The sequence below is a fragment of the Paenibacillus sp. J2R1T-4 genome, from assembly GCF_059692235.1.
The window spans coordinates 89853-106813 of the sequence record NZ_JCAUBA010000005.1 but is presented as its reverse complement, the minus strand read 5'-3'; the positions used below and the strand labels follow the sequence as shown (position 1 = coordinate 106813).

The following is a 16961-nucleotide window of genomic DNA, read 5'->3' as shown; positions in this document are numbered from 1 at the left end:
AATCAGGGACTTTTTCATTGATATTCCTCTAGCTGTTAATTGCCTTTGCAGATCAGGACTGGATTAATGCGTTCACATCTGCAACCAAGATGGCTTTAGCTTCTGCTGAAATGTTATCTTGCTGAGGCGGGTTACCGATAAGCTTCAGGAAGTCCTCCAGGTGCTTGATTGCCTGATCATGGTGGCCATTGCTCAATTGATCCATTGCCTGTTCAAATTTATTGGTAAGCTGATTCTGAAGCGGTCCGCTTATATCTCCAGACGCGATATAGCGTTCCAATAGTTGCTCGATCGAGGCATAGCTAGTCTTGACGTTCACACTGATCACGGACTGGGAAGTGTTACCAGCTTGATCCTTCACGATGACTTGGATCACGTGGGTCCCCAATTTACCTGCCCAATCCAATGCTGTTCCTGGTACATACTCCGTTCCATCCACTGTGATCGCTTGCTGAGCTACGCCGGACAGGTTATCTGCCGCCTGCACAGTGAAACTGATCGCCTGACTGTCTTGGAATTCCGCACCGTTTGCCAATGGGCTGCCATTCGCTGATACAGCGAATGTCGGAGCTGTTGCATCGATTTGCAAGGCGAGTGACTTTACATCTTCGATGTTGTCTGCGTTGTCTGCGGAACGGTATTGCAGCCCATAAACACCATCGCTTAGCACGATCGGAGCGGTATATGGCACGAATCCAGGGGTGGACTGCACACCATACGTACTTTGAACAACGGTCAACGCATACTCGGTCACCGCTATGCCTGAATTGTCATCCTCTGCGCTCAGTGCAACCGATGCATTGGATACATACCAATCGCCAGACCCTTTAGTTCCGCTCACAACGGCTTCCGTCACCGGTGCGGTGTTATCCGGGTTCGAATTCATCAACGACTTTTTCAAATAGGTCATACGTTGATCGTCCACATTGTAGCGGAGCTCCATCCAATCCGGAACATTTGAGAACAGTTCTTCTGTCTCAATCGCATTTAAACTGCCCAATCTGTCCATCAGAGGACCGTTCACAGAGCCTGCAACTATCAAAGGCAAGACCACTTTGTTATAGAAAGCCTTATCCTGCGTAGCCGGGTTATTGAGCCATGTTGCCGTCAATTCCGCAGACTTTGTCTGAAATTCATTCCATGCACGGGCTAGCGTATACTTTTGAATGGCTGTACGCTGTTCCGCTGTAGGAGCCTGGAAGTGGAGCAGGTTGAACTTTCCTGGTTGGTGCACATGTCCTCCCCAGGTTTGACCATCGGAGGGAGACCAGCGGATCAGGTTAAACTGCCAATTACCGCCGCTTAGAGGCAGGTTGTCGTACACGTTCTCCCAAGGGATGACAACTACGGTTCCCCATCCGGTCGGTATTTGCGCAGAATTAACTCTTACGCTTCCTTTGAGCGGACGGTTATTCCGATTTTCGGTTTGCCATTCATAATATTGAATCTCTCCGCCGGCAGTTGGCACAATCATTTGATGGTAAGCGAGGTCACCCTCACCTGGTACAACAAAGAACTCAAAGTCACTGCCTTTCAAATGGCCGGTTGCATCGTTTTCCCACTCATTTGCCTGGAAGAACATATACAAGCCATCCTCACGGTAGGCCATGTAAAAGGATGTCTCGCGTGGGCCGCCAGGAGGAATCGGGGTACCAGGCCAATATACTCCAAACCGTGTTTCCTTATAAAGCGGATTGTTGAAATATTGACTCTGCACCCAATTCGCCGGAGTAGATAAATCTTCTGTTGCCCAATTGACTTCGTACACTTTTTTAACAGGACCCGCAGCTTGTGCTTGTGCTTGTGTCAGACCCGAAGCGGCAAATACCAGCGCAAGCAGCAGCACCACGAATCGTCCGGATTTTTTTAACATGTATACCGCCTCCTTATTGGGTATTTTCCAAGTCAAGCATGAGCTGAATATGACGAATCATTTCTAACCTTAGTAAATCTTGATTAATCGAGCGCTCATCGACTTCTTCCAACCAGAACAAGGCATTGTTTGCGGCAGTTACCCGTGCTTGTTGACCGGAGGCGATTGCATTTGCTGCAAGCTGCTTGAGCTTAGTCGCATAACGGATATCGTCGATCCCCTCGCGATACCCTTCCCAGGCAATGGTGTCGATCAGTTTCGTTCTGGTCGGATAGACCAGGTTGAAATTGCGGAATTCATCCTGGATCGAGTTATCGTTCCAGATATTCGGAGGACCCTCGTAAAAGATGTAGTTGTATGTAGCATCATAGTTGGCTTTGTACGTCCACATCCCGTGACGTTGGCGCATCAAGTCCGGATTCTCTGGACCGGTATGCGGGTAGGCATAGTTGGTAATCATTTTATCACTGCCATAGGCATGCCACGCATCCGCTTTCTCACGTGTTGGCTCACCGACTGTGTTCAGGAAATTTTCTTTCACGTTCAACTCAAGATGCTTCACAGTACCAGTAGAAAATACTTTAAATCCGTTATCCTGTACAAACTGCCACATCTCCTGCTGAAACTGAAGCATGGACCAACCTGGCTCATCCCAACCGTCAAAATACAGATTCGTGTGTCCGACTAAGTTGGAAACATAATCAAAAGCTTCGTCCAGTGCCGCTTTTTGAGCATTAACTCCGTTACGCCATGCGGTGTAGAAGTTATCCATTGTGAGCTTGTTCGCCGGAGTCGGATTCGCTTCGTAAACCGTCTTAGCATTCAGATAACCGGTATATTTATTGAAAATATCGTAGGGAGGAAATGTTTGTTTAACGCCAAAGAGTGGATTCAAGCTGAGTCCAGCCTGCTGCATAAGCTCCAGCTGTCGGGTGAAGGTAGCTTTATCATTGACTGAATATAAAGGACCCGGAAGATTGAGGACGTTATGCTCAGCCAGGTTGCGATAATCGTTCAAAAGCTTGGTTTCTACTAATGCAGTATTCCCTTTGGCTTGCACCAAGTGTTCCTTCACGCGGCTCTGGTGGAAGAGCATGACGTAAAAGTCTTTGTTCACATCATAGTACGTCTTAGGTTGAGGAAGCTCGAAAGGCAGTACGCGAACATTCAATGTAATACTTCCAGCCGAAACGCCATTTGCTGTAATGTTAATCGTTCCAGTGTAGAAACCGGCAGGTGTCTGGTTTGGCACCTTCAGAGTCAACCACATCTGCTTGGATTCACCTTGTTTAAGCGCGATCGGAAGGAGTGTTGGACTGTCCTCTACCGGTTCGTCATAGGTGTTAAACTTAGTTGCCGGAATATTGGAAATATCCTTATATTGCGACCCAGCAGGGTAGTCAACACGCAAAGAATTTCCCTTCCGGTTATGATCGACCATAATAAGGTTTTCATCATGCAGCAGAAGTTCTGGTACCAGCACCTGTTTGGAGGAGTCAGCGAAGTAGCTTTGCCATGCCGTACCACCCTGATACCAGGTTTTTACGACCCGCAGGTCTACAGCGCTGGCAGGAATCGTGCCGCCCTCACCTGTCAACTCATTCACGGCAAAGGTGACTGAGCTCGCATCGCTAAGCGGGGCAAGTACGAATGAAGCAGCCTCGAATTCGCCTTGGGCCGAAATGATCGAAAGCTGATCACTGATTGTACCGTCTTGCGGAAGATTGTTAGGTAAGCGTTTATCAGGACTAATCGCTGGTGTATCGTACACGATAAACGGGGAGTTAGTCCAAAGAGCAGCATTACCCTCCTTATTAACATCAGTTACCAGCTTCAGAGCATATCTCAATGCTTTGTGGGTGGCCAAGCCAACATCGGATAGAATCTCAGATGAACCCAACACCGTATTCGCATTATTGCGAACGCTTTCAAGGAACTGTTTTAGCTGGAGCCGGCTAGTAGTATCAATCAACGTATTGAGTTGACTGACTTGTGCTGTCAGCCCTTCTCTCGACCAAGAGTCATCGAAAGCAGGATCTGATGGATTTGCCATAACTGGTGAAACTACCATCAGCAAGGTGCAGAGCATGGTGACAACAAGCATCAGACGCTTTAACAAAATAATCACTCCTTTATTAAATTGTAGTCGGTTGCAGTTTGCGCATACTGCAGCCCTATATTTCACTCCAGTGTGATAACATTTGAGTGGCCATCCCAAATACAGCTACCACAAAGCAGGAAATAGCCCGGATTCCGCTTGTTCTCTTGTGTCCCATTTCGTGTGACTGTTTTCTTCAACTACCTGATGTATTATTTCTCCTCCAAACATAATGAAATTGTGAGTAGAACGAGCGTCTACCATCTTGGTGTGATTTAACCTAAACTTCCCAGTTCCTTCCTCCTTCCTACGTCTCATATTATACATCAAAATTTATATATGTAAATGTATTTTTCATCTACGTAATAATAGGTGAAATAATAATGGAAATAGCAAGTAATGATGCTTTTTTCGTATTGTTTTTTCATATTAGTAATTTATTTATATTTATAAAAATGTTAAGATCCTATTAACTGGAAATATGTATAACTAGCAAACTGGCGTATTGGACGAGGTTGAATAGGGTTGATCATGTCTACATGTTGGAGGTTGGAGGTTGGTTGATCAAATGCCGAAGAAATATAAATGGAGTAAGGCAACAGTTGTGTGCCTAATGGGCTTGATATTATCCTCCGGATGCTCATTGCTGCCCAAGGAAGAAGATGTACTCAAACCGCCACTCGTGTCACCGCAGAAGGAAAGTTACAACCTATATGAAGTGAAGCGGGGGACCATTACCAAGCAAATTAAGGGAACAGGGACTTTCGAATCGTCCCAAGTCGTATACCAGGAGTTCAAGGGCACGGGCAAGATATCAACAATTTCCATTAAGGTCGGCGATATTGTCCGAAAAGGTGCTCCCTTGCTGGAACTGGATAATGAAGGAATGGATATTGTTGTCAAGGAAAGAGTGCGAGACTTTGAGAGGGCCAAGCTCAATTTGGATCAGGCCAAAGAAAGCCGCAACGAACAGGTTATAAAAATCCGCATGCTAGAGCTCGATATCGCGCAAAACAAGCTGAACGAAGCCCGCAAGCAGCTGGACGGAAAAGTAATGAAAGCGGAGATTGACGGAGTCATCGTCTCCATAGAGCGGGTAAAACTCGGCGACACGGTACAGCTCGGTAAAGTCTACGTGACGATAGCAGATCCTGGAAGTATACAATTGTCATATACTTCTGCCGCGTCCAGCAATCTGCAGCAAGTACAAGTTGGGATGAAGGCGGTCATTACATATAAGAACCAACAACTGGAGGGAACCGTTACACAGAGTCCATCATCCGCCCCGCCAACGGATAACAAGCAGCTAAGCGACAGGTATGCGAAGACGATCTATTTTAAGCTTGCTGATTCGGCTGTTAAGCCGACTTTGAATACGAGTGCTGATATTACTATCGTTCTTCAGAAGAAGGAGAATGTGATCGTTATCCCGAGATTCGGCTTGTCCTCTTTTTTGGGAAGAAATTTCGTAAAAGTGCTGGAAGGAGAAAGTATTAAGGAGATCGATATCGAGACAGGCATGGAGTCGGAAACGGAAATCGAGATCGTCAAGGGTTTGGAAGAGGGGCAAAAACTAATTGTGCAATAGATGTTCTATGCATTCCGATTGGCAAGGAGGTGTTTATGGATGGCTCTTTTCCTCATGATTATACGCAAGATGATTAAGAATAGATGGCTCATGCTCAGCCTGCTCAGCGGACTCATCCTGTCTGTTGCTCTCGTCAGCAGCATTCCGATTTATACCGAAGCCATATTGCAACGTATGCTTGTAAAAGATTTAGAAAATTTGCAGAAATCCACCGGCCAATACCCCGGAATCCATTATTCAAAAGCGGTTATGGGCGCCACTTCTTTCTGGGATGCCGGGGATTACAAGCCTGAGGACAGACCGCAGCTGCTGAGAAATATGGACGATTTCATGCAGAACGAGGCCGCGCCAGGTTTCGATCTTCCGATAAGCCTGCTTGTGATGGAAAGAGCGACACAGCTGTATTCGATTGCTCCTGCGGATAAAACCTTAATCGAATCGGAAACAAATCGTCAGGCTGAATTTGCGGCAAGGTCCGACCTTTACAATCATATCCGTTTGGCTGACGGGCGGCTCCCGGCCAATCAACCTGTGGATGGAGTTTATGAAGCCTTGGTCGTCGAGCAATCGCTCAAAGAATTTAATATGGTGCTCGGGAACGTCTTTATCATTGAGGACGAAGAAGCCAAGACGCCAATCAAGATCAAACCGGTAGGTGTCATCGCCAAGAAAGATGATGCCGATCCTTATTGGTACAACAATCTCGCGGATTACAGAAAAACGTTTTTTTTCGATTTCGATCTGTTCGTAAAGGATTTTTCTACAGGGAAGGTGCTCCCTCCATCAAGCGCTAGCTGGCTGTTCGTGCTCGATTATTCAAGCATGGATTTGAACACGATCCACCGCTTCATCCAGACGAGTGAGAACATCGATACCTTTTTATTTGATCGTTTCAAAACGTACAACATAGATGCACCTGCTTTAACAACGCTCTCGGACTATTTTGTGCGTGAAGCCAGCTTGAGGAAAATGCTTTGGTCCTTGTACGTCCCCATAATCATTATGCTTGCGTTTTACCTGTATATGGTCTCTAACTTGATCACGGAACAGCAAAAAACGGAGATTGCAGTTCTACGCAGCCGCGGAGCAAGCCGACTCCAGGTGATGTTCGGCTACGTCATCGAAGGTATACTGCTCGGCACGATCGCTTTTGCCGTAGGTCCTACAATCGGGATGCTGCTTACGAAGATACTCGGTGCCTCGAATGGCTTTCTCGAATTCGTGGATCGCTCGACCCTTCCGGTCAAGGTCAGTAAAGACTCGTACCAATATGCCCTCTATGCGGTCGTCAGTTCCTTGTTAATGACGCTTATCCCTGTATTTCTTGCAACCCGGATCACGATTGTCGGCCATAAGCAGCAGAAGGCCCGCCGCCGAGACCAATCATTCTGGCACCGATTCTTCCTGGACGTCGCGCTGGTTGCCATAGCCTTATTCGGCCTTCGGATGTTCGACAGGCAGCGCGGGGATTTATTGAAATTAGGAGTTAATGCTGCTGATTTTTCAGTTGATCCGCTGCTTTTCCTGGTTCCTGCGCTATTCATCCTAGGTGCTGGGCTGCTCGTCTTACGCATATATCCAGTCCTTATACGACTTATTTATTGGCTTGGAAGGAAGCATTGGTCGCCGGTTCTCTACTCAACCCTGATTCAGGTAGGAAGGTCCGGAACGCAGTACTTATTTGTGATGGTGTTTCTAATTATGACAATTGCTACAGGGCTATACAGCGCAAGCGCCGCTCGGACTTTAAACAGTAATACGGAAGAAAAAATTTTTTATAAAAATGGTGCGGACATCGTAATGAAACAGGAATGGATTAGCGATGCTCCTCTTCCTTTTGCCGGTGGTCCTCTAGGTCAGTCTCTAGGTAGTCCCGACAGTGGCCCAATTCTAGGAGGCGGGACATCGGGGGGGGCACCCAAACGGATCCAGTATCTCGAGCCCCCGTTTGAACCATTCACCGCTCTTCCAGGAGTAGCGCAAGCAGCTAAAGTTTTCGTTAAGAACGACGCGAGTCTCAGTATCGGTAAAGAAAGCAGTAAAATAAAACTGATGGGTATCAATACCGCCGAGTTCGGGCGCACCGCATGGTTACGGGACAACTTACTCGATCATCATTTTTATGAATATTTGAATTTGATCGCATTGGATCCGAAGGCTGTCCTTGTCTCGCGTTCCGTTGCAGATAAGGGCGTCCATCCCGGGGATGTCATCCATATCGGCTGGGACGGAGTGGATTCCAAGCCATTCACCGTTTATGGCATTATCGATTACTGGCCGACCTTCAATCCGAATCCGGGGACCGACCCTGCGAACAATGAGAAATCGCAAGCGCCGTTACTAGCCGTAGGGCATCTCGAGTATATGCAAATGGCACTGGGGCTTGAACCGTACGAAGTGTGGATTAATTTGAAGGAAGGCGAGGATAGACAGCCATTCTATGATGCAGTAGCGGCTAACAACATGAAACTTCATTCCATAACAGATACGAAAGAAGAGCTGAAGAATGCCAAAAACGATCCTTTTCAGTTGGCGATTAACGGAGTCATGACGCTTGGATTTCTCATTGCAGCGATCATCAGTTTTTTTGGATTTTTGTTGTATTGGGTGCTTTCGCTTTCTGGAAGGGTATTGCAATTCGGAATAATCCGTGCAATGGGTATTTCCTTCGCGCAGCTAATCGGAATGCTGACCGCTGAGCAGGTGCTTACTTCGGGTGCAGCAGTTTTGATCGGCGGACTTGTAGGCAGCTTGACGAGCAAGTTGTTCGTTCAACTGTTCCAAATTTCGTTCAATCCGGCGACGCAGATGCCGCCGTTCCAGGTCACGTTCGATCCGAACGATTCGGTCCAACTCTATCTGATCGTGATGTTCATGATTATGATAGGCCTGTTCATACTTGGGTGGCTGCTATCGCGCATCAAAATTCATCAAGCGATCAAGTTGGGGGAGGATTAAATCCATGATCCAACGATTGATATTAACCATAATTATGGTGATTACCCTTACGGGATGTTCGATCATTCCTGACCGGGGAGCTGCCAAGCCTGAGCTTATTGAGAATGTCAGAGTTAAGGTGGATTTATTGACGGTGAGGCTGGGAACGCTTACTGTCGAAATGAATGGAGCCGGTGTTGTCGTGCCGGCCAGTACGGAATACATGTCCTTCGAGATTGACGGGAAATTAGAGGAAGCCGCTTTAAAACGGGGAGATCGAGTCAAGAAGGGGGATGTGTTGTTAAGGCTGGATTCTAGCAATTTCGAACTGCAACGAACACAGCAGCAGCTTGCTGTTGAGAATATGCATGCAGAGATGGCTCAATCTATCAACGCTGGCAATGTGGACGATATCCGGATCAACCAGATGAACCTTGAGATCGAGCAGATGAAGCTGAACCGATTACTTGACAGACAAAGAAAATCAGTACTTGTCTCACCGACAGACGGGATCGTGACTTTCTTGGATGGCGTAGAACGTCCAGGGTTCTATACGCCCACGGAGCTCAGGTCAGGCAGCCCGATTGTGGCTTACAAGGACGTGGTAGGCATCGCCCAAACGGATCAACTGCAGATTCATTATGTCGGAGACCTGTCAGTATACTTGAGCGATATCGAAATCGGGATGCCTGTAGGGCTTCGGTATCAAGGAGCCCCGATTCAGGCCCGAGTGGCGGTTACACCGCTAACAGCACCTGCACCACTGGTTGATTCTGATCCAAGGCGTGCCGAAATACTTGGCAAGACGCTTGTTTTCGATTTCGTGGATGCGATTCCCTCCGGCCTATCCATCGGGGATAATATCGAATTTAAGCTGTTACTAACCCGGAAGGACAATGTCTTGATCATTCCGCGCGGAGCTCTTCGCAATTATCAGGGCAGGCAATTTGTACAGATCCTCGAAGGGGAAACCCGCAGGGAAGTGGATGTGCAGGTGGGAATCATGACACCGACGGAGGTTGAAATCGTTAGTGGCCTTAAAGAGGGTCAGCAAATTATTGTTAATCATTAGAAAGTTATCACAGGGTTTTATCACACATAAAAAATAAATGCACATACTTGAAAAAATACATTGACTGTACTTTCTATCAGAGATAATATTTTCTTAGCCGATGAATATGAGGGGGTTGACGGATGAGTAGCACTCAATTGAAGAAAGTGGCGGCTATTGTAACCGAATACAAATACAATTCCCATGCGGACGTTATCCTGGGGCGGCTATTGGGTGATTTTGACTATCAACCGCTAGTTGAAGTCGTTTCGATCTACACGGATCAGGTGCCGGAAGGGGACATGAGCAAAGAAGCAGCAGCGCGCCATGGCATTCCCATATACCCGACAATCCGAGAGACCGTCAGGGCTGAGCATTGCCCATACCCTATCGATGGAATCATCATAATCGGTGAGCATGGAGACTATCCGATAAATGAGAAGAAACAGAATATGTATCCGAGGAGGCGGTTTCTCGAGGAGGCGATTGCAGCTCTTGACGAACTTGGTCTAGTGGTCCCCATCTTCTCCGACAAGCATTTGGCTTACAATTACACCGATGCCTTATGGATGTATAACCGGATGAAAGATAGGGGTATTCCGTTTCTAGGAGGGTCTTCGATCCCGCATACCGATCACGTTCCTCCCTTCGACCCGCACAATCTGCTTTCTGTTCGGGACATCCTGGTGGTCAGCTCAGGTGGGCTTGAATCATACGGGTATCACGCGATGGACGTGCTTCAGTCTTTGGCTGAGCAGAGGGCCGGCGGCGAAACCGGCGTTCAATCGATCCAACTGCTTGAGGGCACCGATGGTGAAGCCTGGGCGGCCATGGATCGCGGCGAGTGGCCAGAAGATCTCCTTCTGCAGGCTTTGAGTGTAATCCCTGGTCTGCCTTCGGTTCATCCTAGAGAAATTGAGCCCAACCCGGCGTTGTTTGTGATTGAATACATAGACGGCACGAAAGGCTACATTATCCAGTTCAAGCGGCTGACAGAGTATTGGAGCTTTGCGTTCCATTACGGGCAGGATCAATCGACGGCGTCCCTGTGCAACAGCGACATGGATCGGCCCTTCGCCCATTTTGAACGGTTGACCCGTATGATCGAAAAGCTCATTCTAACCGGGCAGCCGCCGTTTCCTGCGGAACGAACGCTACTCAGCACCGGGATGATCTGCTTTGCGATGGACTCGTTATTTTACGGAAAAAGGCTGGATACCCCAGAGCTTGGCATTACATACCAATAGGCTGTATATGGAGGGACTACAATGGAACATAATTTGTTGGCGGGTATTCCACAGGAGCATACACGATTCGTGCAGCTGCCTAACGAGAAGGGACATAATGCGGTCTGGGATTTTGTGCGTTCACCCGATGACCGTTTTTTTATTAGTGTATGCGGTGAAAACGAGAAGCCTCTGACGGCATTACTCTATGAGTATTACCCGAGAACGGGTGAACTGAGGCTTATTTTCGACGTAGCCAAGATCTGGATCGTCGATTCGGAGCAGATGCCGCCAAGTAAAATTCATACAAGCATCGATTTTTTGCCGGATGGAAGGCTCATCATGGCAACTCATAATACGGCCCCGGCCCCCGGTCACAAGCAGTGGATGTATGAGCAGCATTACGAACATCCATGGGAAGGATATCCAGGCTCGATTCTGATGATCGTAGATCCCGATACGAATAAGGTCGAGATCAAGGGGATTCCTGTGCCGAGGGAAAGTATGTATGGAGGTATGTTAGGCAATGATCCGCGTTACTATTATTTTCTTGGTTATATGAGAGGTCATTTTTATAGAATTGACTTGGAAACGAATGAAGTTAAAGATTATGGGAAAGTGTCCGAATTTTCCTCCTGCAGGCTGGTGAAGGATGCCAAGGGCCGCTTTTACGGCAGTTCCTATACCGGTGGTATGTGGAGATACGATCCCGAATTAGACGAGATTCAGGATTTGAAGGTGAGTTTTCTTTCTCCGAATGGTACGAAGCATCGGAGACAGTTTATATTCGCTGTTCATTCTCCCAGGAACAGTTTATTCCTTGTGGACAACGTGGACTCAGAAATGATAGAGCTATTCCCGGAAACGCTGGAAGTCATTCGGCACGGCCATATCCATCTTCCTCAACAATTGCCGATCACCCCGTACGGAATAGGTGGTCTGGCTGCAGACGAGAACTTCGTCCTGTACTACGGTTTGAAGACGAACGACGGCTACTGTCCGATCCGGTTGGTCAGATGGGACATTTTAAATGGAGGCAAGCCGGAGAATTTGGGACTGATTAGTCCGGGCGGCAAGGACTCCCAATATATTTGCGAAATGATATTCGACCGTGACGGATGGCTGCAAATGGTAGACGTATGCGGTGAGTTTTCTCCCTATATATTAGCGGTTGATGTTAAGAAGCTTCAGCCGCCGGGGCCGGATGCACCGAATGCGCAGCTGAAGCCCTACTGGGAATCGGATTATAATGGTGTAGGTGCCCCTGCATTCATGCATATCGTGTCCAACTCGACTCATACGGTACCGCTTCATCAGCATATGGATTGGAAGAATACGACGGTTAGGTATGTGCGCGAGATAAACGGCCGTGTATATACAATTAGCGGAAAAGAACGCGTGTACTTGACGGAGTCTGATTTCACCTCTGGCAAGCCTTTGCGGATTGCAGCCGTGTATGATGGCGGAGCTTCAGTGTGTTGTGAGGAAGTCGGAGATGGCACGGTTGCCGTGCTGACCACGGATAATATAATCGTACTTGTTGATCTGGTATCAGGGAACTGCGAGACGAGCATGGATGTACCGGCCGGGATTGAATTAGCCAAGTTTCATGGCGAACTCGATCAGAACAGACTGCTTACAAGCGATATCGAAGGTACCGTATATTTGTACGATTACGTCAGCGGAGTCCTCCGCAAGCTGGACAATATCCTTGTAGATTCAAACGATGGATCTATCATCAAGCTGGATAACAACTGGTTGCTGCTGTCCGGCAAGAACGATGAAATTGTGAAATATAATATAGCTGAAATGCGCTCCGAGAAGCTGGATGTGAAGGCTGCCACTATCAGGGGAAGAGCGTTTAAGGCGACCATTACGGGAGGGGCCGTCCTCGGAGACGGAACAGTCGTGGCCGGAACACTTGACGGCATGTTGTTCAGCCTGGCGCCCGATCTTCGCAAAACTACATACGGCAGGCTGTATTCCAGCGGAATGCTGCGGAATTTCATAAAGCTGAACAACGAAGAGGTTGTAGGAATTTATGGAGGCAGCAGGGATGCAGGGCATGTGTTCCATTTTTCGCGGGACACCGGGTTTGTCGATTTGGGGAGACCAAGGGTGCTCAAGGACAACAACGAGGTCAGAGAAGTCGAATCGGAATGGGCCAATATTCATCGCATATCGTGTCTCTCGTATGATTCAATGGAAGATAGTCTGTGCGTGGCTTCGGCTGAGGAATACGGGTGTGTCATCCAGTATAAGGGTATTGCGTTTCCGGGCAAGCAATCCTGACAGGGGGAGTTGAAACGGCATAATGAAAATACAAGCTCACAGAGGCTCCTCCGATGTGTATCCGGAAAATACTATGCTTGCTTATATGGAAGCGGTCAGGGAGGGAGCGGACGGCATCGAAATGGATGTACGCCAAACAGCCGACCACGTATTCGTCATGATGCATGACTACTCTGTAGACAGAACTACGGATGGAACCGGATATATAGAGCAATTGGAATATGAGGGATATCTGCAATATTTGGATGCAGGCGCTTGGAAAAGCGCCTCGTTCGCTAATAGGGAAGATACAAGAATCCCGACATTGGAGCAGGTACTCGATACGTTTCGTGATAGCGATGTAGACATTATTTTACATATAAAAGATAACTCCGTCGAAGTATTGAATATAGTGAAGAAGCGAAGCATGCTCAAGCAAGTCATTTTTTTTGGAAGTCAGGCTGTAATCAATCATATAAAAGAGAATGAAAAAGACGCATTCACCCAAAATGACGGGGCACCAGGCCCGGATGACTATAAAGCGACACTGGAGAATGCGATCAAGCACCAGCATAATGCAGTTAGTGTTAGCCCATATTCAATAACCAAGGACATGGTGGATCATATCAAGAGCTCCGATAAACAAGTTCATTGCTCCTTCTTATCCTCGGATTATGAAGCTGAGACAAGACGTTTACTAGATTTAGGGGTAGACATTGTGCTCGGGAATCATGCAGGCAAGATGGTAGAGGCCATTACTAGGAAATGAGGTTGAAGTCGAGATGAAAGCACAGCAATTGAACAAGGCTGGTTTACGGATGGTCGAGGAGAAGTATGATGTGGTCGTGTGCGGCGGAGGACTGGCTGGATTCTCCGCCGCCGTCGCTGCGGCACGCCACGGGGTGAAAGTATGTCTCGTGCAGGATCGCCCTGTATTCGGAGGCACCAGCTCCTCTGAAATTCGCGTTCCGCCACAAGGATCGGCCAGCTTCCACGCTTACGCGCGGGAAACAGGCATCATCTCTGAGCTGCTTATCGAAGAGCGGGCGCGAAACCATGAGAACCCGACATGGGACAACGGGTATATTAACAGCGTGTGGGACTTGGTCATGTACGATATGGCTATGCATACTCCGGGTCTGACCTTCCGACTGAATTCCACCGTCACCGAAGTGATGATGCGGGATGAACGTACGGTAGAGGCTGTTATTGCCCGGGTCAGCCATGCGGAGACGGAACTGACACTGCGTGCAGATACGTTCATCGATTGCACTGGTGACGGCATCGTTGCCGCGTTAGCCGGATGTGAGTGGCGACTGGGAACGGAGGGTCGGGACGAATTCGGCGAACCGCACGCACCTGAGAAGGCAAGCGATGCGGTCATGGGCAATTCCATTCATTTCAAGGCGAAAGATGTTGGCTTTCCCGTACCGTTTACCGCTCCAGATTGGGCCGTGCACTACGATAACCCCGACTTTTTCTACAAACAGGGCAGATGGCCGAGCGATGTGCGGAGCGGGTTCTGGTGGATTGAATTATCTGTACCTTGGCATACCATTTATGATAACGAGACGCTGAGGCACGAATTGACCCGGCACGTATTGGGAATCTGGGATTGGATTAAGAATCGGGACCCGCGGCTGAAAGAAGAAGCGCAAACCTACGCACTCGACTGGATCGGGCAAGTGCCCGGTAAGCGGGAAAGCAGGCGAATTGTCGGAGAATATCTCATGACCGAGCACGACCCTTTGCAGAAAACGGTGTTTGCAGATGAAGTTGCATACGGCGGCTGGTTCATAGATTTGCATGAGCCAGGAGGATTGTTAGCTCCCTTCAGCGAACATTCTGCTATAGAAGGCAGCTCGGGCGGCTCCTACATGGCGAAAAGCTATGTAGGCCCTTATGGGATTCCGTTACGAATCTTGATTGCGAAGAATATGAACAATCTGATGATGGCTGGCCGCAACGTCAGCGTTACACATGCTGCGCTCGGTACGGTGCGCGTCATGGGTACGACTGCCGTTATGGGTCAGGCCGCCGGTACGGCGGCGGCACTGGCTGTCCGCACCGGCATACCAGTCCGGGACGTTCCGGAGCAAGCGATAAGTGATGTCCAACAGATGCTGCTGCGGGACGGATGTTTTCTGCCGAACGTTGTGAATGAGGACCCGCTTGATTTGGCTAAGCGGGCTACAGTCCGTGCGGCTAGCGAAGCAGTGCTTGTTGGAGCGCCGCCATCCCAAGAGGCGGACAGGAGGCCTGTTGCTCAAGCGCTCGAGCGCAGGCGGGGACAGTGGATCGCAATCGGCGCGGATCGAATAGAGAAGTTGTCCGTTTGCCTGGCAAACGAATCGGATGTCATGCAATCGGTCGAGGCGCGATTGTATGCGGTCGATCATATATGGGATTATCGCGTCGAGCCGGGACAGCCGCTCGCTACAGTCACCCTGACTGTACAGCCGGGACCGGAGCAATGGGTGGAATGGCCGGTCGGGATCGATGTGTCGGCACTGCGCGGCAGCTACGTCCGATTGGATCTGCTCGCGAATGCTCAAGTTTGCTGGCATGCCGCAGATATTATTGAACCCGGCCATGTAAGCGCCTATGAGATTGGGAATGGAATTATGCGCCGAGTCGGGAACGGTTCGATGATGAGCTTTCTTGTCTCTCCTCCACAAGCATGTTACGAGGCAAGTAACGTTCTGAGCGGTGTTACTCGCCCGTACCGAAGCACGAACCTTTGGCGATCCGGCCCATCCGATCCTCTTCCGCAATGGTTGGAGCTGACATGGGCGGAACCAGTTGAGATCGGGCGAATCGAGTTGACCTTTCCTTGCCAGCTGCTTCGTGACTATCGGAATTATCCAGGCCTTTATCGCGATCCAGAATGTCCGAAGGATATTACGGCGGAAGTGTATGTGGACGGCTGCTGGTTAGAGGTTGGGAAGCTGCTTGGCAACTACCAGCGCAGCCGCATGATTGTGCCGGAGCACCCCGTTCAGACGGAGCGGCTGCGCATTACGGTCCACGCAACGAACGGCGATCCATCTGCGGGAATTTATGAAATCCGGTGCTATCAGAGCTAAGGTTAGCTCGTCTGGCTCATTGTAACCCGAAATATATATAGAAAAGGTGAATCCTATGAACATGTTGTCAAATAAAGTGGTGTTGATTACCGGGGGTTTGGGGGCTTTAGGACGTTCTGCGGTCCGAATGTTCCTGGCTAGGGGAGCGGTAGTGTTCGCATGCGACCGCCATCCTCTCGAGAAGTTCCCGGATATCGAAGCCTTACGGGCACAGTACGGGGAGCAGCGGTTTGCTTACATGCAGTCCGATCTATGCCTGGAAGATCAGGTAATGTCGGTGATAGCAGAGATTGAACGCTGCTTCGGCAGACTGGACGGCACGTATCATAACGTATACACGAATGTCGAGAAGCCGGCCCTTGAGCTTTCCTTGTCGGAATGGGAGGATTCTATAAGAGGTACGCTGACGAGTACCTTTCTGGTTAACAAGTATGCGCTTCCATTAATGATCCAATCAGGCGGCGGTTCTATAGTCAACACATCCTCCGTCCTCGGACAAACTGTATTGAAGGGCTGTCTTGCCTACGGCGCAGGCAAAGCAGCGATCAATCATTTTACTAGGGTACTTGCAGCCGATTATGCTGAATATGGGATACGCGCCAATGTTCTTGTGCCCGGTGATTTTAGATCAGATGAAGACCTTCTGCGGCAATCCGATAAAGAAAAAGAAGCGATTCGCAATAAAGCTTGGCTCGGCCGCAGCGGAAGTGCAGATGAAATCAACGAGGTGGCTGCCTTTTTGCTGTCTGACGCTTCCTCTTATGTAACCGGCTCGCTTTATACCGCCGATGGAGGGTTCCATTAATGTAGGCCATTGCCGCTAACAACTGG

The 16961-nt window shown here is 48.8% G+C and carries 10 protein-coding genes; 8 read left to right on the top strand and 2 right to left on the bottom strand.

Annotated elements, in window-relative coordinates:
- Window positions 1-52: 52 nt before the first annotated feature.
- On the bottom strand, window positions 53-1873 hold the full coding sequence (locus AC58QD_RS11030) for an FIMAH domain-containing protein (RefSeq protein ID WP_497333036.1): 1821 nt from the start codon (window positions 1871-1873) through the stop codon (window positions 53-55).
- Between the two features lie 13 nt (window positions 1874-1886).
- A complete protein-coding gene (locus AC58QD_RS11025) occupies window positions 1887-3992 on the bottom strand; it encodes a hypothetical protein (RefSeq protein WP_497333034.1) in 2106 nt (701 codons plus the stop codon).
- A 535-nt stretch (window positions 3993-4527) separates the two neighbouring features.
- Between AC58QD_RS11025 and AC58QD_RS11020 the strand changes: the two genes are divergently transcribed.
- The 8 genes from AC58QD_RS11020 (at window position 4528) to AC58QD_RS10985 (ending at window position 16935) form a co-directional block, all read left to right on the top strand.
- Window positions 4528-5559 (top strand): efflux RND transporter periplasmic adaptor subunit, encoded by a 1032-nt coding sequence (locus AC58QD_RS11020; protein ID WP_497333032.1) that lies wholly within the window; start codon window positions 4528-4530, stop codon window positions 5557-5559.
- 39 nt (window positions 5560-5598) lie between these two features.
- Window positions 5599-8517 carry an ABC transporter permease gene (locus AC58QD_RS11015; protein ID WP_497333030.1) on the top strand — a complete coding sequence of 973 codons (2919 nt, stop codon included), beginning with the start codon at window positions 5599-5601 and terminating at the stop codon, window positions 8515-8517.
- A 4-nt stretch (window positions 8518-8521) separates the two neighbouring features.
- On the top strand, window positions 8522-9568 hold the full coding sequence (locus tag AC58QD_RS11010; protein WP_497333029.1) for an efflux RND transporter periplasmic adaptor subunit: 1047 nt from the start codon (window positions 8522-8524) through the stop codon (window positions 9566-9568).
- A gap of 122 nt (window positions 9569-9690) precedes the next feature.
- On the top strand, window positions 9691-10794 hold the full coding sequence (locus tag AC58QD_RS11005; RefSeq protein WP_497333027.1) for a hypothetical protein: 1104 nt from the start codon (window positions 9691-9693) through the stop codon (window positions 10792-10794).
- Between the two features lie 21 nt (window positions 10795-10815).
- Complete coding sequence (locus AC58QD_RS11000) at window positions 10816-13065, top strand: hypothetical protein (RefSeq protein ID WP_497333025.1); 2250 nt, start codon at window positions 10816-10818, stop codon at window positions 13063-13065.
- Window positions 13066-13087: 22 nt separating this feature from the next.
- Entirely contained in the window at window positions 13088-13813 is a 726-nt protein-coding gene (locus AC58QD_RS10995; RefSeq protein ID WP_497333023.1) for a glycerophosphodiester phosphodiesterase, read from the top strand.
- Window positions 13814-13826: 13 nt separating this feature from the next.
- Entirely contained in the window at window positions 13827-16130 is a 2304-nt protein-coding gene (locus AC58QD_RS10990) for an FAD-dependent oxidoreductase (RefSeq protein ID WP_497333021.1), read from the top strand.
- Between the two features lie 55 nt (window positions 16131-16185).
- Window positions 16186-16935 carry an SDR family NAD(P)-dependent oxidoreductase gene (locus AC58QD_RS10985; RefSeq protein WP_497333019.1) on the top strand — a complete coding sequence of 250 codons (750 nt, stop codon included), beginning with the start codon at window positions 16186-16188 and terminating at the stop codon, window positions 16933-16935.
- Window positions 16936-16961 lie beyond the last annotated feature (26 nt).

Bases quoted from the DNA above. Each gene is read 5' to 3' on its own strand.
- AC58QD_RS11030 (WP_497333036.1), bottom strand. From the start codon at position 1,873: ATGTTAAAAAAATCCGGACGATTCGTGGTGCTGCTGCTTGCGCTGGTA.
- AC58QD_RS11015 (WP_497333030.1), top strand. From the start codon at position 5,599: ATGGCTCTTTTCCTCATGATTATACGCAAGATGATTAAGAATAGATGG.
- AC58QD_RS11010 (WP_497333029.1), top strand. From the start codon at position 8,522: ATGATCCAACGATTGATATTAACCATAATTATGGTGATTACCCTTACG.
- AC58QD_RS11005 (WP_497333027.1), top strand. From the start codon at position 9,691: ATGAGTAGCACTCAATTGAAGAAAGTGGCGGCTATTGTAACCGAATAC.
- AC58QD_RS11000 (WP_497333025.1), top strand. From the start codon at position 10,816: ATGGAACATAATTTGTTGGCGGGTATTCCACAGGAGCATACACGATTC.
- AC58QD_RS10995 (WP_497333023.1), top strand. From the start codon at position 13,088: ATGAAAATACAAGCTCACAGAGGCTCCTCCGATGTGTATCCGGAAAAT.
- AC58QD_RS10990 (WP_497333021.1), top strand. From the start codon at position 13,827: ATGAAAGCACAGCAATTGAACAAGGCTGGTTTACGGATGGTCGAGGAG.
- AC58QD_RS10985 (WP_497333019.1), top strand. From the start codon at position 16,186: ATGAACATGTTGTCAAATAAAGTGGTGTTGATTACCGGGGGTTTGGGG.